The sequence below is a fragment of the Komagataeibacter saccharivorans genome (assembly GCF_004348195.1).
Taxonomy (GTDB): Bacteria; Pseudomonadota; Alphaproteobacteria; order Acetobacterales; family Acetobacteraceae; genus Komagataeibacter; species Komagataeibacter saccharivorans.
Map to the genome: position 1 here is coordinate 133591 of NZ_CP036406.1, position 23402 is coordinate 156992.

A 23402-nucleotide genomic window follows, 5' to 3' on the forward strand; every position below is an offset into this window, starting at 1 on the left:
GAATTTCAAGATCTAATAGGCCCTAGAACTCGGCCTTGATAGAGCCAAAAAACTGGCGTGGCGCACCTAACAAAATGGACTGGTTATTAAATGCATTCCCATTTGTATTGTCCATGGTAAAGCCGTTCTGTCCCATGGTGGAGACATAATGCGTATTGGCCAGATTGTAGATGTTGAAGGATAGTACGATCCTATGCACGGAATAGCCTTGACGCGCAAGACGCACGTTGCGGAAGGTGTAAGACATGCCGAGATCACTCATCCAGTAAGGGGCGATCTTGTAGTCGCCTACATAATCGAAACTGCGGCTACTGTAATATTGAGCATCGATATATGTCTGAAAATCATGCCAGTCATAGGACAGGCGTGATTTGTACATGAATTTGGGGTAGGCTACGACCTGACGGTTACGGGTATGATAGGTTACGCCGCCACTACTGATGTTCTGGTCATAGACTGAATGATTGTAACTGACACTGTTCAACAGGGCCAGGCCACGCACCGGCGTAAGTGTAAGACCGGCATCTACGCCATTCATGGTGACACCACCCACATTTTGTACCGTTGCCGTGGTGTTGGACAGGATCGCACCTGCGCCGGTATTGGCCAGTATCTGTTGCAGGCGGTTATTGAAATTGGTCCGGTACAGGTAAAGGCTACCTTGTACAAGTCGGTCGGTATAGCGATAGCCCATGGCATAGGTCCATGCTGTTTCAGGGCGCAGGGTATTCTTTACGGAGTCATAGGCTGCCTGCGAGACCGCCATCGGCGCATTGCTCGAGTTATAGCCCGATTGCGGGTAGGTATGCGCGTTCTCCGATATGTCCACAAAGACCTGATGGTGTCTGCCCAGGGTCCAGTCTGCACTGATATGGGGCAGGAAAGCCTTGGCTGTGGTCAGGCTGGCATTGGTGGTTAGCGTGGGGAAACGCAGTGACCAGTTTTGTGCATCGCCCACACGGGTCGTGCTGAGGATGGATTTGAACCCGAAATGCAGCGCGAGCGCGCGCACCGGGTGCCATGTATCCTGCACAAAGGCGGTAAAGGTATTGGTATTGTATTCCTGTCCCCATAACGTGCGGTGCGGCACGCCATTAAAGCTGCCAAACGGGTCGAGTGGCGCGCCCTCGCCGGGCAGGGGCTCCTGGTAAGCATAGGCATAAGTGGAATAATGGTTGTTCTCGTACCATACGCCTGTCGACAGCGCATGATGTCCTATATTGTAGCTGAATGACGATACGCCGCCAAAGCGCTCTACGGTGGGCTTGCGCACCTGTTCGAATATGCGCCCGCCATTCAGGCGGATCGTGTCATCTGCCACGGGGCAGGGGCTGGTGGTCGCATCCGTGCAGGCATAGGGACTGGCATAAGTGCCATGGCCAGTTTCCTCATGTCCATACAGCGTTGTTTTCCACCGTAGCCGGTTGGTCAGGGCAAGGTCTGCGGTTATGCCACCAAAGTAATCGCCCGATGTGGCTGTGCTTTCGTAATAGGAGGCATCCTTTGCATCCTGCACATTGCCGTAGGAGGCGGGGTATTTCCCCTCCGATGCCGCATAGGCATTGTTCCAGGCATTGGGCAGGCCATAAAAATTATCCAGATCATAGCCGTTATTCTGTAGCCAGTTGGGCGTGTAGTCCTGATAGTTGACCATCTGGAGCTGGTCCCAGTCGAAAAAGGCGGTGATTTCGCTCTGCGTGCCGATGGGCTGGACTAGCTTGGCGTTGACCTGTTGCATGAACTGGTCGCCGCCGCCCTTCCATTTATCGGTATCATTGCGCATGTAGGATACGAAAAATTTGGTGCCTGTACGGTTCAGCCTGCCCGAATCAAACCGGAAGAAGGAATGGAACAGGGCATTGCTGCCAAAGGTCTGGTTGATCTGGCCGCCGGTCTGGTCTCGTGGGTTGGTCGAGACATAATTGATGGTACCACCAAGGTTGTTGGTACTGGCCGTCGCTTCCGTGCCCGCGCTCTGGGTGACATCAAGCCGCTCGACATTTTCAGCCGAGATAGCCTGCAGGGGGTTAAGGCCATTATAATTACGGAATGTCGGTTCACCCAGCGGTATGCCATCAAGCGTCATGCCGATCTCGTTCTGAACAAAACCATGCATATAAAGCTGGGTTGAATAGGTATCGAGCCCCTGCGGGTCATCGGACTGGAATTGCACGCCGGGAAGCTGGGCCAGAACTTTCAAAGGGTTGGTGCCCGGCACCTGCTGTTCCATGACCTTGCGTGAAAGTGTAACCTGCGGGCCACGCAGCAGGTGATGGCTGCGGACTTCCAGCGTCTCGACCGGGTTGGCATGTCCCGCATGTCCGTGCGCCGGATGTTCGGGCTGTTTTTTCGGATCGGGAGAGAGAGAGGTGGCTCCCGCCGGTGATATGGCAATGACCGGCAGGGCTGCCAGCCCCAGCCAGAAAAGAGAATAGGTCGGTTTCATCGGGTCGCTCTTGGTCAGGGCTGAGATATGCATAATTAACTAACAAAAATAGTTATTTATCAATCAATTACAAAAAACACGTCTATATTCGACGTAAAATAATTTCAACATATCAAATCGTGCTAGAAAAGTTTACCCACGCGAATTTCAGGAACAGAACGCGAATATTTTTGCTATCTAATTGTTATATAACGATAACGTAAATATTCATAAAATTGGTATAATATTTGACTTACGATAAAAATTGTAATTATGCATGGGGACGATGCCCGGATAGCCGAAGGAGCCCAGAGTCATGTCCCCACCATCTTCCGCTAATATATTGGAAAAATTATCTTCTTCGTCATTCCCGCCATATTCGGAGGATATGACTTTCACTAATAGTGATTTAAGGTCCTATCGCCACAACCGGCAGGACTGGGTGGTGGAATGCCTGTCCCCCCATATAGGGGCGGTGGTGCATGGCCTTGATCTTGCAGCACCTCTCTCAGTCCCCGCGACGCAGGATATCAGGGAACTGCTGCTACGCCATCAGGTACTGTTCATGCGTGAACAGATGCTGACGCCACATCAGCATCGTGATTTTGCAAGCCACTTCGGCGCGCTGCATATCCACCCGGTCTTTCCCACCGTGCCGGAAGTACCTCAGGCAATCGTGCTCGATACGGCGCATAACGACCTGAGGGATAATGCGCTGTGGCATACGGATGTCACCTTCTCCCCAACACCGCCGCTGGGGGCTGTTCTGGTGGCGCGGGACCTGCCACGGGCGGGTGGTGGAGATACACTGTGGGCCAGCGCCACTGCGGCTTATGAGGCCCTTTCCGCCCCCATGAAGCAGCATCTTGAAGGTCTGACCGCCCTGCATGATTTCACCCGTTCCTTTCCCCTGTCGCGTTTTGGCCGGACGGAAGGCGAGCGTGCCCACTGGATGGAAACCCGCAACAGCCATCCGCCGGTAGAGCATCCTGTCATCCGCGTGCATCCCGAAACGGGGCAGCGTGCCATCTTTGTCAATGAAGGGTTCACGGTGGAAATCTGCGATGTGGAACCCGAGGAAAGCGCGGCCCTGCTGGCGTTTCTTTTCCGGCACGTGGCGCGGCCAGAATTTCATATGCGCTGGTCGTGGCGGGAAGGGGATGTGGCGTTTTGGGATAATCGTATTACACAGCATTATGCCGTTGATGATTATCGCCCTCACAGGCGCGTGATGCACCGGGTGACCATTATGGGTGACAGGCCGTTCGGCCCAGCCGGAATCACGGCTTCATGACCACGTCCACACCGGACAGGTCACCTGTCATACAGGGCGCGCGCAGGCTGGCGGGCTGGCATGTCTCGATGATTTCGGTGGGTGGGATTATCGGGGCCGGGCTGTTCGTCGGCACTTCCGCCACGATTGCAGCTTCTGGGCCTGCGGTGCTGCTGTCCTATCTGGGTGCGGGAGCGATCGTGTGGTGCGTCATGCTGGTGCTGGGTGACCTAACCCTGCGACATGATACGCGTGGTTCCTTCATTTCCCACATAGGTGCGGTGCTTGGGCAGAGCAGCGGTTTTGTAACCGGGTGGAGTTATGTCTTTTTATGGGTGGTGACGGGCGGCGCGCAGGCGGTTGCCGGTGGAATGATAATAAGTGACCTGTATGGCATTCATCCGTTGTCGGGTTCGATGGGGCTGGTCGCCGTGGCCCTGCTGCTCAACATGCTGCCGGTGCGCGCCTACGGCCGGAGCGAGGCTGTCCTGTCCATTCTCAAGCTGGTGGCGCTGGCGGCTTTCATGGTGCTGGGCGTTGCGTGGATGGTGCGTGCTCCGCACGCGGGCGGGCAGATACGTGAGAACCTGCTTGGGCATGGCGGCTTCTTTCCGCTTGGCACATGGGCAGTTCCGGCGGTCATCCCCATGATCGTGCAGACCTTTACCGGCTGTGAGATCGCCTTCGTGGCCTCGGTAGATAGCGCGGACCCGGCGCGCAACATCCGGCGTGCCATTACACGGCTACCCTTTATCGTGTTGCTGTTCTATCTGGGGTCCGTTCTCATGATCGTATGCCTGCGACCGTGGACGCAGATCGTGCCGGGTCATTCACCTTTCCTTCTGGTCATGCGTTATCTGGATATTCCCTTTGCGGAAAGTGTTGCCATTGGCATGACGCTGATGGCCGTCATGTCATGCCTTAATTCATCGAAATATGTTGTCTCGCGCATATTGCGAGAACTGGCCGGCCTTGGCTGTGCCCCGGCCCGGCTTGCGCGCGCAACGCCCGGCGGTGCGCCGGTCATGGCCGTTATCCTGACCACGTCACTGGAAGTCCTGATTATCCTGTCGGCCGCATGGTCGCCCTCACATGTTTACACGGTTTTGCTGGGGGCTTCGGGAAACCTGATCCTGTTCTGTTACTTCATGGCCTCACTGGCCTGCATGCGTATAGATCCTATGTGGCGAAGGACTCAAATTCTGGCGGCGTTGTGCATCATTATTATGGCATCACTATTCATATCTATTCCATTTTATCCAAACCTACGTTTTGAGGGCCTGATTGCGTTGATGATTATATTAATGATTTATGCTTCAGGATTTATTTTTAAATTAAAGCGAAAAAGAACGTATAGGCACAGCAATCATGACGCATTGTGAAACGATGCTAGGGCCTGTTAGGGCTTGATCCAGTCTGTTGCGGCAGCAATGTGGATGATGGATGACTGCAAGAAACGACGTTGCTGTTTTTTCATATCTGGTTGCGACAGCGCGCCACTCCTTGAGGCGAGCCTAGAGGTTCTCAACGAGATGCCGACACCGATAGGCCCATTTGGGGCAGACGACCGGGCCATCGCGTCGTTTCGCGGGAATGGCCGGCCGGGCGCCCATGTCCCATATCCTTTCACGAAAGGCGTTCGACGCGTAGCCCTTGTCCGCTACGACCCACAGGGGAATGGCGGGAGGCTGTCGAGCATGGGTGGTGCCAGAGGCAGTTCGTGAGCCTGTCCGAGAGCCAGTGCAAAACCGAAGGCTTTTCCATGTCCATCAGTGATCACGCAGACTTTTGTGCCATAGCCGTCGCGAGAACGGCCAGGTGCTTCACGATGGTCACGCTCTTCGAAATAGGCCCCTTTTTTGGGGGAGTGTCCTGAAGTCTGTGTATCTGGCCTGGCCCATGCGTTTTCAGATACTCAAGCGGCGAAGCGCTCGCCGAACATTATGGCGAGCTGGTTGCGGGCTGCAAACCATTCCCGAACATTGCGGCCATCTTGCTCGAAGCTGCGGATCGCCGGATCGGAAGCAGATTCAAGATCAGAAAGTTGATGACATCACCCGGGAATGGGACGCATTTATCCAGCGCGCAACAGGTTTCGATATCGAACACTTCGTCCTGTTTGCCTGCTTCCTGTTCGACGATGCTGATCTGGATCCTGTAGAGCATGCCACGCGGTTGGCATGCCGCAGTTTACTGATCTCGGACACCATTGATGGCGATGTCATCATTGGTTTTGCAACGAGACAGGGGATGGAAGATTTTATCGCCTGGGGAAACGAGGTTCTCTGTACACACCGTCTGGAATCCCCGAACGGCACAGACCCGGCGTCGGGCGAGAGATATTGAATAAATGGACAGATACTATTCAACTGAAGCACTTCTTCAGTTTCAGATAGAAATCATGGCCGCTGCCGCAGTGATATTCTGTCTTGCAGGGCTTGTTCCGAGAAAGCGCAGGACATGGCTGTCTGTTACCGCTGTTTCGTGGATAGCACTCCTTATCTATTATTGCGCATTTGAGCCATGGGGTATCCCAATATAGGCATTGCGCCAGAAAGTAAGCTCGGGCACGGTATTCGAAATTCCAGAGCTTAAAGAACAGGAGAATATTTCAGTGGATCAATCTGAAGGGGCCGATCATACCATCGTCACCGCCATGACGAGCATCGTTTCGGCGTATCTCGGCAATCCCCAGACAGTACTGACCCCGGATGCCATTCCAACTCTAATCCGTAATGTGATGGCTGCCGTGAGGGAAGATACTGCCAGTGGGACAGAAGTAAGCGTGTCTGCTTCCACCACGACGGCCACAAAGCCGGTGACCACCGTTCCTATCTCCGATTCCGTCTTCCCCGATTACATTGTCTGTCTTGAAGACGGGAAGAAATACAAGATGCTGAAGGGCCATCTCAAGCGGGCCTACCAGATGACACCCGAACAGTATCGCCGGAAATGGGGCCTGCCGCCGGACTACCCGATGACCGCGCCCGCCTATGCGGAACAACGCGCGAAACTGGCACGGAAAATGGGACTGGGACGCCAGCGGACGGAAAACACCGGACAGGTTTCAAAAACGCAGCGCAAGGGAGACGCTGCAGTCGCACTGACGGCTATAGGGAAAAGTGGTGCCATAATTCCGGAAGCCGGGAAGAGCGATCTCCGCAAAAAACCTGAAACATGGGCACGGGACAGATTCCAGCCCAAACGCGACCGGGAGCCTCGGAGGAATTCTGGCGTGGAAGAAGCAGACAAACCGCCTCAGCCCCGGAAAACCCGCCGCAAGGCAACGACCGACACGCAGGCCTGATCCCCCCTCACGCATTTTCCGCTTTACAAGATCATTTCGCGTTCTCTAAGTGTTCCCTTAAGGGAGGAGAACATGGCGCGAACACAGGACAACGATACCGTCGCCGTTCTCCGGGCGCAGATCCTGCGGATTGAACGGCGGTCAGGCGTGCTGGCGCATGATGCCGCACGACTGGCCTGCGGCGCCACCAAAATCGACGCCCATCTTTGTGGTGGTCTGGAGCAGGGCACGACCCACGAAGTGATGGGCCGGGGGGCGGACACGTCTCTTGGGTATTACCCGACCCGCTGGATCGCCACCATCCTGTCGCGCACGACCGGCCCTGTCGCATGGATTTATACCGGGTGCCTGAACCTACTGGCCGAAGGGCTGTTTCAGGCCGGACTTTCGCCCGATCGCCTGATCTGCCTTCACGCCGCTCCCGACCGGGTTCTCGGCATGACCGAGGATATTTTGCGTGAGACGGGTCTGGCCGCGGTCGTCACCGATTTCGACCGGTCGCTTGGCCTGACGGCGTCACGCCGCCTGCGGCTGGCGGCGGAAGGTTCCGGGCAGACCGCTTTCCTGCTGCGTCGCGCCTCGCGGATGGATGATACTGCCCTCCTGCACCCCACAGCCAGTTCCACGCGCTGGCGGGTAGGGCCTGCTCCCTATCCGGCCGGGGCTGCTCCGGTTGCTTTTCGACCCGGACGACCATGCATGCGTATCGAACTGCTGCGCCATCGGGGTGGCAGGGCAGGGGAATGGATCGTGGAGACGGAACATGCGCCGGATCATCTCGCTGTGGCTTCCTCACTGGCCGACCGACCGGTTGCGCCGACATGGATTGCGCCACCTGCCAGCCTCCCGGCCGCTGGTGACGCGCGTCCATGACGGGCGACGCTACATGATCGCTGCGGTCGACCGGGCAGCGATGGAGGCCGGAATCGGCCCCGGCACCCCACTGGCGCATGCGCAGGCCCTTGTGCCGGATCTCGCTGTCGCGCCCGCTGACCGGGATGGCGACGCGCAGGCGTTATCGCGGCTGGCGGAATGGTGCCTGTGGTGTGCGCCGCTGACATCCGCAACCGATCCTGATGGCATCTGGATTGACGCCACGGGGTGCGCACATCTTCATGGCGGCGAAACATCCATGCTCACGACCCTGCTTGAGCGTCTGTCCGGCATGGGCCTGACAGTGCGGGGTGCAATGGCGGATACGCCGGGCTGCGCCTGGGCGCTCGCGCATGCGGGCGGCCAGGCGGCGGAAGTCATCCCCGAACACGGGCAGGCGGCTGCGCTCGATCCTCTGCCGGTCGCGGCCCTGCGTCTGGACGCCGTAATCGTGAAGGGTCTGCTCCAGCTTGGTCTGGAACATATCGGGCTGCTACGGACTGCACCACGGGCGCCGCTGGTTCGTCGCTTTGGCCCGGATCTCATGCGACGCCTGGATCAGGCGCTTGGACTGCTACCGGAACCGGTCCGCCCTGTCCTGCCGCGCGATGCAGTACAGGACCGTCGCTCTTTTCTGGAACCGGTCTCCACGGCGGACGCCATCGCCACGGTTATCGGGGTGCTGGTGGAAACGGTATGCATGGAACTGGTAAAGCGGGGGGAGGGCGCAAGGCAGGCCGACCTTCTGTGTGAGCGGGTGGATGGCAGTGTGCAGGCAGTCCGGATCGGAACAGCCTCTCCGGTCTGCGACCCCGATCATATGGGGCGTCTGTTACGGGCGCGGATCGAGACAATCGAACCGGGGTTCGGCATCGAGGCGATGCAGCTCATTGTCAGGCAGTCGGAACGGCGCGCCGCACGACAGGTGACGGGCATGCCTGCAGACATGTCCCCGCAGGAGACGGGCGATGCAGAGCTGCTTGACCGGCTTGGCAACCGGGCTGCACTCGACGGCGTGCCGGTACGCATGGCACGGGCTGAAAGCCACATGCCGGAACGCAGGCAGGTGATGATGCCTGCGACACCCTCCATGAAATCCACGGACTGGTCATGCCAATGGCCACGTCCCGCGCGGCTGTTCGACCCGCCCGAACCGCTGGTGATGATCCGGCAGGATGCGGCTGGCGTGCCGCTGCAGGTGGTGTGGCGCGGTCATGCCTACGGAATCGTTGCATGCGACGGCCCCGAGCGCGTGCATGGTGAATGGTGGCACGATGCAAGCGAATACGGGCGCATCCGGAATTACTGGATCGCGGCGGAAAAAGGCGGCCTCCAGTTCTGGCTGTTCCAGTCCGTCCGCTGCGCGGGGACGCCTGATGCGGCCAGCCCGTGGTTTCTGCATGGTCTTTTCTGAGGAACGCGCAATGGTACAGGACAGCCCCCCCGATCTGCGCCCGGCCAGCCTGGAGGAAATCGAAGCCTCCCTGTCGCATGGCCTGCGCTATGACGGGCGCCGGAAGGTGCATACGGCCGACGAGATGATGGCGCGGATTACGGCCGAACGTCTTGTCGTCTATCTCCAGAGCTGCGGTTACGTCATCCTGCGGCGGGCCGGATCGCCCGCGCCCAGCACCAGCACGCACCGTCATCCGCACACGGATGCGGGGTAGGTGATGCCCGGCTATGTCCCGCTCCAGGTCGCGACAAACTATTCCTTCCTGCGGGGCGCAAGCCATCCCGACGAACTGTTCGGACGGGCAAAGGCGCTGGGGCTGCGGGCGATCGGCATCACGGATCACAACAGCCTCGCCGGGATCGTTCGGGCGCACCGGGCCGCGGGCGAACATGGCCTTCGCCTTGTCGTCGGCTGCCGTCTGGATCTGGAGGACATGCCGCCGGTTCTCGTCTATCCCACTGACCGCGAGGCCTATGGCCGTCTGTGCCGTCTCCTGACGCTGGGCAAGAAACGGGCGGGGAAGGGTGGCTTTTCCCTGACATGGCGCGATCTGGAACGTGAGGGTGCGGGCCTGCTCCTGATCCTGTTGCCGGATGCACCCGATACGACGCTTTCCGCTGCCCTGGCCCGCATGGAAGCGCATGCCCGCATGAATGGCCTGCCCGGTTATGTTGCCCTTGTCCGGCGCTACCGGCCGGGAGATGCAGCCCGTCTCGCCCGCATGGCCGACATGGCGATGACGGCGGGCCTGCGTCCCGTCGTAACCGGCGATGTCCTGTATCACAGCGCAGGGCGGCATATCCTGCAGGATGTGCTGGGCTGCATCCGTCATGGCTGCACGGTCGATCAGCTGGGCGACCGGCGTGAAACCTGTTCGGGACGGCATCTTGTCACGGAACGCGAGATCCGTGAGGACTATGCCGGACATGAGGCCGCGATTGCGCGCAGTGCCGAGATTGCCGCGCTGTGCCGCTTCTCGCTCGATGATCTGGCCTACCAGTATCCCGATGAAACCGACGCATCCGGGCAGACACCACAGGAAACCCTTGCAGCCCTTGTCCGGACGCATCTGAAAGACCGTTATCCAGCGAGCGCACCGGATGATGTGCTTGCCCAGTTGCGCCACGAACTCGATCTGATCGCCTCGCTGGATTACGCGCCATATTTCCTGACGGTCAACACGATCGTGCGGCATGCCCGCCAGCAGGGCATCGTCTGCCAGGGACGTGGTTCTGCCGCCAATTCCGCCGTCTGTTACGTTCTGGGCATCACTGCGATTGACCCCGTCCGGTCCGGCCTCCTGTTCGAGCGGTTTGTTTCGGCGGAACGCAGGGAGCCACCGGATATTGACGTGGACTTCGAGAGTGACCGGCGCGAGGAAGTGATCCAGTGGATCTACGCCCATTACGGGCGGGACCGGGCAGCCCTGTGCGCTACGGTAATGCGCTATCGCCGGAAGGGCGCGCTACGTGACGTGGGCAAGGCACTGGGTGTGCCCGAGGATGTCACGGCTGCCCTCTCGCGTCATCTGACCGGTCTGTCACCGGACGGCGATACGCTTGCGGACCGGGCGCGGGAACTGGGCCTGAACCTTGATGACCCGCGCCTGCGCCTGACGCTGCATCTGGCCGGGGAGCTGATCGGCTTCCCGCGCCAGCTTGGCACCCATCCGGGCGGCTTCGTACTGACGCGTGACCGGCTGGATGACCTTGTGCCCATCGAGCCCGCGGCGATGGAGGACCGCCAGATCATCGTCTGGGATAAGGACGACATCGATCAGCTGCGTTTCATGAAGGTCGATGTGCTGGGTCTGGGCATGCTGGGCTGCATGCGGCGTGCCTTCACACTGCTTGAGACCGCGCGGGGCACACGGATGGACATGGCCTCCATTCCGCCCGAAGACCCGGCCACCTACCGGATGATCGCCCGCGCGGATACGATCGGAACGTTCCAGATCGAAAGCCGCGCGCAGATGAGCATGCTGCCGCGCCTCAGGCCCCGCACCTTCTACGATCTGGTGGTGCAGGTGGCGATCGTCCGCCCCGGCCCCATACAGGGCGACATGGTGCATCCCTACCTGCTGCGTCGGGAAGGAAGACAGAAACCGGACTGCCCTTCACCGGCGCTGGAGCGCATCCTTGGCAAGACACTCGGCGTGCCGCTGTTTCAGGAACAGGCCATGCAGGTCGCCATCCACTGCGCCGGCTTCTCTCCCGGTGAAGCCGACCAGCTACGCCGCGCCATGGGAACATTCAGGGGAGAGGGAACGGTCACCTATTTCAGGGACCGTCTGGTCAATGGCATGACGGAGCGCGGCTATGACCCTGCGTTCGCCGAGCGCACCTTCGCGCAACTGGAAGGGTTTGGCTCCTACGGCTTTCCCGAAAGCCATGCGGCAAGCTTTGCCCTGATTGCCTATGCCTCGTCCTACATCAAATGCCACCATCCGGATGTCTTCTGCGCCGCCCTGCTCAATTCCCAGCCAATGGGGTTCTACGCACCGGCGCAGATTGTCGGGGATGCACGGCGGCATGGCGTTCCGGTCCGTCCGATCTGCGTCAACGCCAGCCGATGGGACTGCACGCTCGAGAAAGCTGGATCAGGGCGTCTCCTTGCCGTGCGGCTGGGGTTGCGGCTGGTGAAGGGACTATCGAACCACCAGGCGGCGAAACTGGTGGCATGCCGCTCCTCTGCCTATGAAAGCCCTGATGACGTCTGGAGGCGGGCCGGGCTGGATCAGCGCGCCCTGCAGGCGTTGGCCGAAGCCGACGCCTTTCATGCCCTCGGCAGGGACCGTCGGGGCGCCCTATGGGACATAAAAGCCATGGCGGATACCCCGATGCCACTTTTTGCAGCGGCTGACCGGCATCGCAACCGCCCGGAACCGGAGATTGTCGAGCCGGTTTTCATACTGCCGGAGATGACGGACGGGCAGAATGTCGTCGAGGACTACCACGCAGCCGGTCTGACGCTGCGCAGCCACCCTGTGGCCTTCGTGCGTGAAGAACTGGACTGTCGTGGAATTACCCGTTGTGGAGATCTCCCTGGCCTTGCTGACAGGCGGCGCGTCACCATTGCCGGCATTGTCATCATGCGCCAGCGCCCGGGCACGGCAAACGGCACCATGTTCCTCACGATCGAGGACGAAACCGGCATGGCCAACCTGATCCTGTGGCCGGACCGGATAGAGCGGCAGCGCCGTGTCGTGCTGTCGGCCAGCATGCTCGCCTGCCACGGAACCCTCCAGAAAGAAGGTGACGTCATTCACGTCGTTGTCAGGGAGCTGGATGACATGACGCAGCTGCTGGCGACGGTGGGGCAGTCCGAGAAAACGCTTGCCATTCGGTCGCGAGATTTTCACTGATTCGATATCGTGTAATTATGGAACCGCGCCGAATACTGGAATGCAACGCGCCACGTTAACCCGGACCCTATGGGAGGTACAGGCAGGAGACCCCTAGCTGGTTCCCTTTTTCCTGTTCCGCCAGCTACTCAGGGATACCACATTTCCATCCTGCACGACCTGTTCGGGTTGGGCAGGTGCGCTCACGGGCGCCTTCCCGGATTTCGTCTTCCGCACATGCCTGCCCGCCCGGAAACGTTCGAGATAGTCGATAACGACTTCCCATCCCCCGATGATCCGGCCATTCAGGATCCACGTCTCGATGACCTGCTGGGCGGCAAGCGCCCTCTGCTGCCGGTAGGACGCATCCATGAGCCTCTGTTCGACATTCGTGGCAAGGCGTATCTGCCGCTCCCGGATGATAAGGTCACGGGCTTCCGCCGTTTCGCTGATCGCGAGTGTCACGGCGGGCTGGAACCAGGCTCGCAGGGCATCCTCCAGTTCGGCTGCATCGGCGAAGGCGCTCAGGTCCCATTCCCTGAGACGGGAGCGGACCTCACGCGCCCCCTCCCGCTTCAATCTGGACAGGGCGTAGGGCGGCTTCTGCCCGGCCTCCTTCATCACTTCGGCCACGTCATCGCGTTCAAGGCCCAGCATCTGCATGAACTCGACCGAACGCGCCTTACGGCGTTCCAGCGGGAACCGCGAAACCGTCAGGGTATCGGCAATGGGTTCTACGGGAGCGGGCTTGTCCGTCATCACTACCTCGATCAGCGCATTTCACCGTCGCGCGACTGCCGCGCCAACGCTATCAGACCCTGCTGCGTTGCCGCCGCCCGGTCCATGGCATCCGCTACGGGCCGCACGCCGAAAACTTTTTCTACCCATCTGATATCACAGGTCCAGCCGGTGTGGCCGCTCCGCCAGTGCCACAGCGCCATGGCCTCATCCGCGCATACACGGGCCTCGGCGTATGTCCACCCATTGATCCATGCCAGCCAGCGCAGGACATGCTGTTCCTTTCCTGTCGCCATGCTGCGCCCCCAGTGCCGGACGGCGTGGCAATCGGGGCACAGGGCGATTACGCCCTTCAGGACCTGAACGAAGCGCGTGTCGTCGTAGGCCCAGCCTTCATCGGCTTCGACGGGATGGTCAGGGCCTGCACCGCCACAGATGCGGCACCGGTAGCCCGCGCGCCTGTAAGCATCGCGGCGGATCCTGTCCCAGTCTTCGCGACGCAGCATGGCGCGCAGGTTCCATCCCCACAGGGATTGCGGGACCATCCACGGTCGCACATAAGGCGGCCTGCGGTCCGGCCGGAAGCGAAATGGCAGGAACGCCCGGATCGGGGCATTTTCCGGAATGCTGGCGATACCGGAATCCCAAAAAAAGCAGCGTTGTCCCGCGTCCCATCGTGCACCGGTCCCGGCGGCCTGTTTCGCCCTGTCACGCGGGACGCACAGAGGGATGGGGCCATGGCCGCCCATCACTGCCGCAGGCCGACAGGGCATGAAGGTCGGGACGGACCGGGCGGACGTGTCATCCGGGCGCAGGCATCGCGCAGGGCATACAGGCTTCGGTCGAGATAGAGCGCACTGCGCGCCCCCCGGTCTACAAGGGAGCGAAAATAGGCATCCCGGTAGCGGATTGGTTCCCCTCGATGGAGGCGGGCGGCCATGATGATGGCGGTGATGCTCGCCTGCAGGCGGCCAAGGACCACGCAGGCCTGTCGCCATGCGTGATGGGTGATGCCGATCTGGCCGGAAAGATACTCCGCGGCATCCGTCAGCTGGGGCTGGGTCGGTTTTTCGGATGGACACAGGTCACGTAGCGGCGGGCAGATTTCGAGATAGAACGTCGATGTGGCGCGAAAACCGCGCAGGGCGGACAGGTCCGGTCCGGATGATGTGACGACTGGATCCGCTGGCGCTGCGCTCCGCATTGCTTCAATGCGATTGCGGCCTGTGGCCGCTACGTTGACTACTTTAATCTCGGATAGATTGTTTTTTGTATCTGTATAGTGGGTCCCGGAATTGGGGTCCATGGGTGCCACTTTCGGGGTCCATCGAGCATCTGGAGATGGGTTATCCACAGGGACCGGACATGCCTCCAGACGATGCCAGAGGGCTTTCATGTCGTCATGATAGACACTCAGTGTTTCGATGGATTCAGAGCGTAGCCGACGACGCATGATGCCGGATGCCTGCAGGATTGCCGCGTCATCACCCTGCTGCTCCGCGCGCTGGCGGATCACTCCGTTAAGGTCGGCGATCGCATCGCGCAGGAACCTGATCTGGCTGCGATGCCGCCGCTCCGCTTCCAGCATCTCCATGAAGCCGGGCCAGCGGTAGCGTAATGAGGCCAGACTGAACCCGACCCGGCTGGCATCCTCATCGCCCTGCCAGCGCCGTCCCCTCTGCCCGTTGCGGCCGTCATGAGCCGTCAGCATGCGCGCTTCGGCCAGATCGCGTATGGCTCGGCGCAGGGAGCTCAGGCACAGCCCCGTCCAGTTCAGCAGCGTGGTGTTATGGGCATAGATGAAGGGGGTCGCCCCTTTCTCCCAGTCTCCTGTCGCCGTGCGCTCGACCATGCACACCAGAAGCTCGAACGCGTTCCGGCTCAGGCCGAGTGGCCTGCGGAGCGCGCGCAGGACGCGCACAACGTCAAATTTGCCGGGGAAAGCCGGGGCTGGCCCGGCAAGTTCGGCCACGGCGTCGAGCATGGCGGGGGTAAGGGTCCGCTTTCCGCGCCGGCGCATCGGGCGCGCGTTATCACTGTGGTCGTGTATCACCATTCAAAAAAGTCCGGGAACCAGGAAGTTTTCAGGAGCCTCACGACCCGGACACCGGACAAACCATCCCCGTTCGCAATTTTGTCTTGCGTTCCGACGGGACTCTCATGTACGAGGAAATTGTCGCATTTCTCGTACATGAACTATGGTTTTGGGTGCCCTGGCTTTTCCGATTTGGCGATCGGGGGAGGCAGGGTTTCTCATATCTGGGCTAGGTCATCGGTGGGCCTCTGCAGTCGGGTGCCCGGTGTGCATGGCTATGCTGCCCGCGGCTCGAAAGCACCTTGCCCCGACTCATTCCGCACCACAAGCGAAACCTTGGTAAACCGCTGTTTTTCTTGCGTTTTTGTGTCCATTTTGGCACGGAAACCTGACAGTGTTTCATGTGCTGATGACCTGCTCCGAAGCCCCATTTCCCATGCGATTTGAAATGGTTGCGTAGTACTGACCCACCGTCCAGCCGCTCATGTTGTTGGCCGCAAGGGTGCTGGCGGACACAAACCTGCTCAATGGCGTGCTGCTGTCCGACTCGGTTGCGATTTCAGATCCGGCCTTTGTTCCGAACATGTAGGCGCCGTAGGTCTGCGCGGCCGTGGCACTCGTGCCGGTCGCTTTCGATACAGATGTGGCGTAATCGCTTATGACCGCGCTGGCGACTTCCGCCTGTACGGCCGGATCGCTCCTGTCGGCATCGCTGAGCCCCAGTTTCGCGGCATACTCATTCCATGTCCCGTTGGTGATCTGCCACACGCCTTCCGCCGAGGACGAGGCGTTGCCGACATTCTGGAAATGGCTCTCGATCTGTCCAAAAGCCGCCAGGGTATCGGGATTGATGCCTTCATCCTCGGCCGCAGTCACGGCATCCGAGCCGTAAGACCGGGCCAGAAGCGTGGACATTGCATCGGTCGTGCCCCATGCGCCCGTATAGGCCGTCGTGGTCGAAGACCCTCCCGAACCGGAAGATGTCCCCGCATAGACGAACTCCGGCGTACCGATCTCCGGGATGCCTGGCACGACCTGCTGGGGAACCTGCGCCATGGCTGCATGCAGCCACAGCGCGGGCGCCAGGGTGGACGCACAAAGGTAACGCCGCATCATCTGTCCGGATGGGAAAAGGCGATCATGCCGTTCGCCCTCTGCCCGGCTACCGTACAGCCTGTCGGATGGTCCGCAACAAGCGGACGGTAGGGCAGTACGTCCCGGGTCGGGATCCACGCAAGGGTATGTCCCGTCAGTTCGACCTGGGTCCAGCCGTCGTGGACAGTATCTGTTACGGCGATCTGGGGAGAGGCCACGCCAACCTGACGGGCGGTGCGCGCGGGTGCCGCGTAGAGTGGCTCGAAATCCGTGGCCGGGCTTCTGCATGTGGCCGGAACCGGCAGGGGCGAGAGAACCTGCGCCTGCGTGGGCGGATTGACCGGTGGTCCCCAGTTCCGGGAGCCGATCTCTCCCTGACGTTCCGCAGAAAGGCGGTCCAGGGCATCCGGCGGAAGATGCTGGGCACAGGCGGGCGTGGCTGCCAGCGCAAGACCGAGCATCAGGACAAAAGTGTTTCGCATGAAAGCCTCCGTGAGCGGTGCGTTCGTTACAGGCTGAAAGTGCCATGGTCGTTTGTGGGTGCGAACGCGGGGATGTAAACCGACCCACAACCGCGCATGGGATGGTGAAGGGATCACACTGGAGGACCCTTCATGCGACGCCTCATGCCCGCATTTGCCATCCTTGTCCTGCCCGGGCTCGCCCTGGCAGCACCACAATGCCCGGCCACCGCCGGCACACCTGCCGAACCCACTGCCATGCCTGTTCAACAGAAGGGCAGGCAGCCACAGCCCCGCCCCATCCTGCCCGACGAAATCACTGGAAGTCCCGCGCTCACGCGGATTGCAAGCCACGGAGCCGTCCTGTTCGATATTGGCAGGCCGGAAGATCAGCATGGCCTGCGCGCCGTCTATGCACGCAATGGGGACCATTTCCGGGTGTTTTACATCACACCCGATGGCGCGGCGGAAATTGGCGGCGTGATGTGGGATGCGTCCGGGCACAACCTGACCCGCGATGAGGTCGCCCCCATTCGGGGTACCATTCCAACGGTCGTCCTGAATGACCGGAACGGTCCCTCAAACGAAGCCACGGGAACTTCAGGGCCAGCAGTCAATCCGGTCAGACGGCTGTCAGCGGCGTCCTACGGCCTGTATGGCGGAAAGGAGGCGCCACGGGTCTATATGGTGGTTGACCCGCTCTGCCCGTATTCGACCCGGGCGTTGCAGACCCTCCAGCCCTATGTCGATGCTGGCATGCTGCAGCTCGCCATCGTGCCGATTTCCATAAACGACTATGAAAACCACGCGGCCAGCACCCCCGCGGCCATCGCCATGCTGAGTGTGCCGTCTGATGCAATGGTACCATTATGGCACCGCATCATGGCACAGGGTCACGCCCCGGCTGATGTGACGATCTCCGATAATGCACAAGCGACGCTGAAACTGAATCTCGACGCGGCTCATGCCATCGGTGTCCGTGGTACACCCACCATTGTCTGGAGTGATCGGAATGGTACGCCACATCAGGAAGCGGGGCTCCCTGACGATGTGGACCGGTTTGTCGCGGGCCTGCCCGTATGAATGACCCAAAACAGCAAGGACGTGTGGTCCGGGCAGTAAGATGGCTGTCCTTCCCGTTTCTGGTGCAGTTCGTCAGGAGCTACCAGGTCGCGCGTGACGGCATGCGCGCACTGGCCGACATGCGGCCGGATCAGGATATGCCAACCGCTGCCGCACAGTCGCAGATCGCGGACGATGCCATCCGGCGGCAGGCACGGAGCAGAACCCGGCGATACGGACGGTTCTGCGCCCTGTTGCTGAGCGTTGTGATCGCGATGTGGGGGCACGCCGTATTCTGGAACGGAGAGGGTATTCTCTCGCCTGCCAGCATCCGGTCGCTGGCGCTGACCCTCATACTGGGCACCCAGTATGTCAGCCTGTGCTTCTCAAACTGGCTGGCACGATCGCAAAGGCGAGGATCTTTCTCCGACTTTCTGCAGGGCGGACGTGAATTCTGGCCGCGATAACAGGGTTTACATTACAATGGCGGTGACTCACCCTCTGTCTATTATAAATAGAGGGTGAGAGCGGAATCCTTGTCTCCCGTGGCACGCGGCACCACATGGGATTTTCTGCTGGAAACCTTTGCATACACTTTACTGAGCACGGGTCTCCGTAAAAATTCATGGTCTTCCGCGGTGTCACATCGAATGACCGAGGGTGTCATACGTCGTTATGCATCTTTGCATAAACTGAAACTTGCCCCGTCTGGCTGATATAATCGGTGGAAGTAGTACACCGCTGTTTGAGACGACGTGCCGCATTGTGCGGCCTTATCCAAAACCATTTAAAATATATCATAGATTATATTCATATAACCTATCAATATTAACTAATTATAACAGATTTTGTTATAAAATAAAAAACCATACATCAAACGACGGAGTCACTATGATAAAAGTATTCAGTTACAATAATCGAAACATGCATATCGATTCATATGAAAAAATGCTCCGGGCACGCGCTCTCGTATTTGGAGAGCGTATGAAATGGGATGTTCAGATCGCAGATGGAAAAGAAGAAGATGAATATGACAGGAAACATAACCCACTCTATTTCATAGTAGAGCGCCCAGACGGAACACATGCGACCTCCATGCGCATCATTCCGACAACCGGACCGACAATGCTTCGTGACAAATTCCATAAATTTTTCCCAGAGTGCCCAGATATTTATAGTTCAACAATATGGGAAAGCACGCGTTACTGTGCAACATTGACCGCAGGTGAGATACATTACACTGCTGAACTTGCCCGCAACCTGTGTCAAACATGCCTTGAAAACGGGATTACCCACCTTACTGGTATCTTTTTTCACCCGATGCAAAGAATTTACGAACGTGCAGGCTGGCCACCAGAACCAATCATGAGCGCCAGGCTTGACGGAAAAATGATTACTCTGGCGACTTTTGATGTGTCGCAAGCTCGCCTTGATGAGATCAATAAGAAATTTACCTTAGCCGCTTAAAGCTCTATATACCAGCTAAGGACATCTTAGCTGGCTATGAATTAAAATGCTTCCGGATACACAAAACGCATTACTTCCACTGGGTTATACTCTTTTGGAGCGTATTCGTACATGTCAGAGTATATCCGTAATGCAGGATCTTGCGTTTGAAATTCGGGATCATGGCAACGCCGCTCATCTGACCTACCATTTTCTTTCAAACCCGTGGATTCGAGAAGGTGGAGAGCTAGGTGTTACGACCTACCCCATGTCATGGCAGAAATTATATACCGAGAAAAACTTGGTACATTCAGATCCGGTGGTCAGGATGGCTCATACTAGTGCTCTTCCTTTTTTATGGTCTGAAATTACGATCCTGTCTCATCAGGAGAGCCGGGTAATGCGCTTGTTTTCTGAGCAAAATCTGGGAAAAGACGGTATGTCCATTCCATTAAGAGGACTACGCGGCGAGTTGGGGCTTCTCACTATAACCAGTCGTAACATGAATGACTTCGGGCAAGGTCGACGCGGTGTTTATGCGGCAACGTTCTCGCAGATTGGTGCTTATATCCATGAATGGTTTGCCAATTATGGGGGACGTCGCGATCCCATGTCACCACCACGTCTATCAGCCCGTGAAAGAGAATGTCTTGCTTATCATGGTGAAGGGTTGATGACGCAAGAAGTATCTTACAGATTGAATATTTCTGAGGCCACAGTCAGGCTCTATCTTGCGACAGCCCGACATAAATTATGTTCGCAAACCACCTGTGGTGCGGTTGCCAAAGCAATCAAATTTGGTTTGATATGATTTCGACTTTCTTATGAAATCTGGAAAACTCAGACGAAATACCAGATAAGACGTTTTTTACATTTATGCACTGATAGTAAAACAACTGGGTTATGACTGTTGCGCCCTCACCGTTACCGGACAGCAAACGTCGAGGGCCTTCATATTCACCCTCCATTGATAGTTCACATATCCATCGTACGATAGAATTTAGAGCAATATATTTTCCAACATGGAAACCAAATGACACACAATCCGTATTGTCATTTTCTGAAGTGCCGCCGATATCGATCTCCGCGACTTCTGCGCAACCCGCATAGAGGACTATCGCATAGAGTAGCTGCCCAGCACTTATTGTTCCTATTCCCAGGTCTGGACTCAACTGGACAATATTAGCTGCAACGGCTCCCGCATCAGGGGGAGAAATTTTCTCTATCTCTTTCATCGCAAGATTCGCTATTTTTAACGCGAAGGCAGTCCGACGATTGGTGTCGCGATAGATTAAATTAATAAATTGACGTCGCCCCTGTTGATCGAGGTGTTTAACCGACGATGCGAGCACGTTAATCGCTTCACGAAGGAATGGCTTAATGTTCTGCTCGTATAAATTCTCTTTTCTCTTGAAGGAAGAATGCAACATGGCCGGCATCAGATATTCCCCACAAATTATACAAATAATTAAATGTTATTTATTTGCATATGGATACCTATCAAAATTGTTCTATCAATATCGATAGGCTGGCGCGGGAAACTTAAATATGTAAGCATTTATCAGATCTGTCTGTAATGCCTGAATGACAGCACGAGCGGCGTAGCTGCAGATGGCCAGAACTCAAGATTCTCCGTCAAGCTTTCATCCAGGCAGACACACGAACGGCCATTTGCCTATACTCTGCCTGATGATCTGTGACATCCACCGATTTATATCGTCTGCGATTGTGGGGATACCTCGCATAAATTCCGTGAGAATCTCTGGAACCGTGGACAGCGTTCTGTCATCCAGCCTGAGAACAATGCCCCAGAAATCGCCCGTTCCAGATGAGCTTACATCCACCGTCATCTGGTGAAAAACCGGTTAATAACGCCCAGGAAATAGCGGACTACGCAACACGATACAAGAAACAGATACGTCCTTTCTCGCCGTCATCCACATCTCGGCTACCGTATTACGCATTGTGTTATTCCTTAACAACGCGTATACAGTCGCGCGCGGCCTCGGTTCTGATCGACCTGACGTGCCCCCTTTTTTGTATCCACTCAAAAGGAGAGTTCCCGTTTTTTATGGCTTTGGGTTGATGGGATGACAAGTGTCTCGGGGGCATGCCCCCGAGACACTTGTCTGGCGACCTGATCCGGTGTCCTGCCACCCAGCTGGGAATGGGGGCGCACCGTATTGTAGTCTTCCCGCCAGTCAGCCAGAACCTGTCGGGCATGGCTGAGAGACGTGAACAGCGTCTCGTTGAGGCATTCATCCCTCAACCGGCCGTTGAAACTTTCGACAAAGCCGTTCTGTTGCGGTTTCCCGGGGGCGATATAGTGCCATTCAACCTTCATCTCATCCGCCCATTTCAGGATGGCATGGGATGTGAACTCCGTACCGTAGCACATCAGGAAGCGCCGGCATCGGTAATGCCGATCTGGCGACATGTCTCCATAGTGATGGTGTCCAGCCACACAGAGGAGACAACCGACCGTGACCAGATCCAATACTATACCAATGACTGCCGTCCTCGTCGCCATCGATGTCGCCAAATCCCGCAATGAGGTCCTGATCGAAATGCCCGGCAGCCGGCGGCGACGGCGCCTGACCGTGGCTAACACGCGCGTCGAGCATGACCGCTTCGTGGCAGAGCTCCAGGCTCTGGCGCCGCGACCGGTCATTGTTGGCTTCGAACCGACAGGCCATTATCATCGGCCACTGGCCTGGCGCCTGGTGCAGGCCGGGTTTGATACGCGCCTGATTTCTTCGGTCGCCCTCGCCCGCACACGAGAAGCTCTGCACAATGGCTGGGACAAGAATGATCCCAAGGATGCGCAGGTCATCCTGCACATGCTCCAGATCGGTGCGACCAAACCGTATCACGATCCGCTGGCCAACAGGATCAATGACGTCGAGGAATTGTCCGTTACGCACGAGGTGATTTCCCGTGCCAAAACTGAGGTCCAGCACCGGATCCTTACCCATTATCTGCCGCTTTATTTTCCGGAGATCGAACGTTTCAGGGGCAATACCCGCAGCGACTGGTTTTTCGCTCTGCTCGAGCAATTCCCGGTTCCCGCCAGCATCACGGTGCTCGGCAAAGATGCGTTTGTCGCGGCAGCCTGGGACGTCGTCGGTCGCAAGGTCAGCAAGTCTCGTCTGCTTGGCGACATCTGGGAAACAGCCCGGACATCCATCGCCTTGCCGATTGCCCCGGATGCTCCTGCGATCGGGATGTTCAGGCTGGTGTTGGGAGAGGCGCGGCGCCTGATTGCCCAGCGTGACGACATTGAGGCCGCGGCCATCGAACTGCTGGGCGAGCATGCTGATTTCCGGCGTCTGCAGCAGGTGCAAGGCATCGGGCCGATCCATGCCCTGACAATCCTGGCCGAGGCAGGTGATCTGAGACGTTTTCGTCATCATCGGCAATTTCTCAAATTCTGCGGTCTGGATCTGTCCACCTACCAGTCGGGTCAGTATCGCGGCAGAACGAAGCTGTCCAGGCGCGGTAATGCGCGCTTGCGTCGCACATTGTGGATGGCAGCTCAGGTCGCCATTCGTCAGCGCGAGAACAGCTTCCGTGACAAGTTCGATCGCTATGTGGCCAGGGACCGGCATGATCCGGACCTGCGCCGCAAGGCGTTCACAGCCATCACCGCAAAGATGGGACGTGTTGTGCACGCGATCATTAAACGCGGTGACGATTACCGGCCCTTCGTTGAGGGGCCGGTTCCAGGTGGAGGAACCCCTCTCACTCAGTGCCGTGAGGGCGCGTTCGCGACCCTGTAGATAATGTTTGGGTCCTCCACCTGGGTTATCGCATCCCATCTTCAGGACGGTTAGAGCCACGGCGCTGTCACGCCGCTCTGGACTCTGTGTTTGCTATGGCAGGGAGCAC

The 23402-nt window shown here is 58.1% G+C and carries 20 protein-coding genes and 2 pseudogenes; 13 read left to right on the plus strand and 9 right to left on the minus strand.

From position 1 onward, the window contains the following. Nucleotides 1-22: 22 nt before the first annotated feature. A complete protein-coding gene (locus tag KSAC_RS15830) occupies nt 23-2479 on the minus strand; it encodes a TonB-dependent receptor (RefSeq protein WP_243705419.1) in 2457 nt (818 codons plus the stop codon). A gap of 334 nt (nt 2480-2813) precedes the next feature. On the opposite strand from KSAC_RS15830, the gene tauD reads away from it, so the two are divergent. Both tauD and KSAC_RS15840 read left to right on the plus strand, forming a co-directional pair. After that, the gene (gene tauD / locus KSAC_RS15835; protein ID WP_132306735.1) at nt 2814-3719 is read left to right on the plus strand and encodes a taurine dioxygenase; all 906 of its coding nucleotides are present in this window, start codon (nt 2814-2816) and stop codon (nt 3717-3719) included. After that, nucleotides 3716-5080 carry an amino acid permease gene (locus KSAC_RS15840; protein ID WP_243705420.1) on the plus strand — a complete coding sequence of 455 codons (1365 nt, stop codon included), beginning with the start codon at nt 3716-3718 and terminating at the stop codon, nt 5078-5080. The genes tauD and KSAC_RS15840 overlap by 4 nt, the downstream gene beginning before the upstream one ends. A gap of 17 nt (nt 5081-5097) precedes the next feature. Here the strand turns inward: KSAC_RS15840 and KSAC_RS17650 are convergent. Next, a pseudogene (locus tag KSAC_RS17650) lies at nt 5098-5580 on the minus strand (IS5 family transposase); the annotation flags it as partial. Nucleotides 5581-5597: 17 nt separating this feature from the next. On the opposite strand from KSAC_RS17650, the gene KSAC_RS15850 reads away from it, so the two are divergent. From KSAC_RS15850 to KSAC_RS15875, 6 genes are all read left to right on the plus strand, one after another. Further along, nucleotides 5598-6044: a hypothetical protein gene (locus tag KSAC_RS15850; protein WP_132306737.1), complete on the plus strand. Its 447-nt coding sequence runs from the start codon at nt 5598-5600 to the stop codon at nt 6042-6044. Between the two features lie 199 nt (nt 6045-6243). Beyond that, on the plus strand, nt 6244-7005 hold the full coding sequence (locus KSAC_RS17745) for a MucR family transcriptional regulator (protein WP_279433737.1): 762 nt from the start codon (nt 6244-6246) through the stop codon (nt 7003-7005). Nucleotides 7006-7077: 72 nt separating this feature from the next. Then, entirely contained in the window at nt 7078-7878 is an 801-nt protein-coding gene (locus KSAC_RS15860) for an ImuA family protein (protein ID WP_132306739.1), read from the plus strand. After that, nucleotides 7769-9292, plus strand: a complete 1524-nt coding sequence (locus KSAC_RS15865; RefSeq protein WP_132306741.1) for a Y-family DNA polymerase — start codon at nt 7769-7771, stop codon at nt 9290-9292. The genes KSAC_RS15860 and KSAC_RS15865 overlap by 110 nt, the downstream gene beginning before the upstream one ends. 10 nt (nt 9293-9302) lie before the next feature. After that, the gene (locus KSAC_RS15870; protein WP_132306743.1) at nt 9303-9548 is read left to right on the plus strand and encodes a hypothetical protein; all 246 of its coding nucleotides are present in this window, start codon (nt 9303-9305) and stop codon (nt 9546-9548) included. A gap of 3 nt (nt 9549-9551) precedes the next feature. Next, nucleotides 9552-12698, plus strand: coding sequence for an error-prone DNA polymerase (locus KSAC_RS15875; protein ID WP_132306745.1), 3147 nt, complete (start codon nt 9552-9554; stop codon nt 12696-12698). A 93-nt stretch (nt 12699-12791) separates the two neighbouring features. Here the strand turns inward: KSAC_RS15875 and KSAC_RS15880 are convergent, their stop codons facing one another. From KSAC_RS15880 to KSAC_RS15900, 5 genes are all read right to left on the minus strand, one after another. Then, on the minus strand, nt 12792-13436 hold the full coding sequence (locus tag KSAC_RS15880; protein WP_102326117.1) for a hypothetical protein: 645 nt from the start codon (nt 13434-13436) through the stop codon (nt 12792-12794). Nucleotides 13437-13447: 11 nt separating this feature from the next. Beyond that, nucleotides 13448-13960, minus strand: coding sequence for an HNH endonuclease (locus KSAC_RS15885; RefSeq protein WP_132306747.1), 513 nt, complete (start codon nt 13958-13960; stop codon nt 13448-13450). 203 nt (nt 13961-14163) lie between these two features. Further along, entirely contained in the window at nt 14164-15471 is a 1308-nt protein-coding gene (gene repC, locus KSAC_RS15890) for a replication initiation protein RepC (protein WP_102326113.1), read from the minus strand. A gap of 378 nt (nt 15472-15849) precedes the next feature. After that, complete coding sequence (locus KSAC_RS15895) at nt 15850-16563, minus strand: transglycosylase SLT domain-containing protein (protein ID WP_243705421.1); 714 nt, start codon at nt 16561-16563, stop codon at nt 15850-15852. Beyond that, nucleotides 16563-17027 (minus strand): SH3 domain-containing protein, encoded by a 465-nt coding sequence (locus KSAC_RS15900; protein WP_102326111.1) that lies wholly within the window; start codon nt 17025-17027, stop codon nt 16563-16565. The genes KSAC_RS15895 and KSAC_RS15900 overlap by 1 nt, the downstream gene beginning before the upstream one ends. Nucleotides 17028-17159: 132 nt before the next feature. Here KSAC_RS15900 and KSAC_RS15905 point away from each other — a divergent pair, with 132 nt between their 5' ends. The 4 genes from KSAC_RS15905 to KSAC_RS15920 all read left to right on the plus strand — a co-directional run bounded on the left by KSAC_RS15905 (nt 17160) and on the right by KSAC_RS15920 (nt 20325). Beyond that, nucleotides 17160-18089 carry a hypothetical protein gene (locus tag KSAC_RS15905; protein WP_102326109.1) on the plus strand — a complete coding sequence of 310 codons (930 nt, stop codon included), beginning with the start codon at nt 17160-17162 and terminating at the stop codon, nt 18087-18089. Beyond that, nucleotides 18086-18535: a hypothetical protein gene (locus tag KSAC_RS15910; protein ID WP_132306749.1), complete on the plus strand. Its 450-nt coding sequence runs from the start codon at nt 18086-18088 to the stop codon at nt 18533-18535. The genes KSAC_RS15905 and KSAC_RS15910 overlap by 4 nt, the downstream gene beginning before the upstream one ends. 424 nt (nt 18536-18959) lie before the next feature. Continuing rightward, on the plus strand, nt 18960-19535 hold the full coding sequence (locus KSAC_RS15915) for an acyl-homoserine-lactone synthase (RefSeq protein ID WP_102326105.1): 576 nt from the start codon (nt 18960-18962) through the stop codon (nt 19533-19535). 46 nt (nt 19536-19581) lie between these two features. Beyond that, nucleotides 19582-20325, plus strand: a complete 744-nt coding sequence (locus tag KSAC_RS15920; protein ID WP_132306751.1) for a helix-turn-helix transcriptional regulator — start codon at nt 19582-19584, stop codon at nt 20323-20325. Here KSAC_RS15920 and KSAC_RS15925 read toward each other — a convergent pair. Together KSAC_RS15925 and KSAC_RS15930 are read right to left on the minus strand one after the other, a co-directional pair. Then, the gene (locus KSAC_RS15925; RefSeq protein ID WP_132306753.1) at nt 20306-20953 is read right to left on the minus strand and encodes a hypothetical protein; all 648 of its coding nucleotides are present in this window, start codon (nt 20951-20953) and stop codon (nt 20306-20308) included. The genes KSAC_RS15920 and KSAC_RS15925 overlap by 20 nt on opposite strands. A gap of 608 nt (nt 20954-21561) precedes the next feature. After that, nucleotides 21562-21903, minus strand: a pseudogene (locus KSAC_RS15930) (integrase core domain-containing protein); the annotation flags it as partial. Nucleotides 21904-22021: 118 nt separating this feature from the next. Between KSAC_RS15930 and KSAC_RS15935 the strand changes: the two are divergent. After that, nucleotides 22022-23293: an IS110 family RNA-guided transposase gene (locus KSAC_RS15935; protein WP_132306794.1), complete on the plus strand. Its 1272-nt coding sequence runs from the start codon at nt 22022-22024 to the stop codon at nt 23291-23293. The last annotated feature ends 109 nt before the right edge of the window (nt 23294-23402 follow it).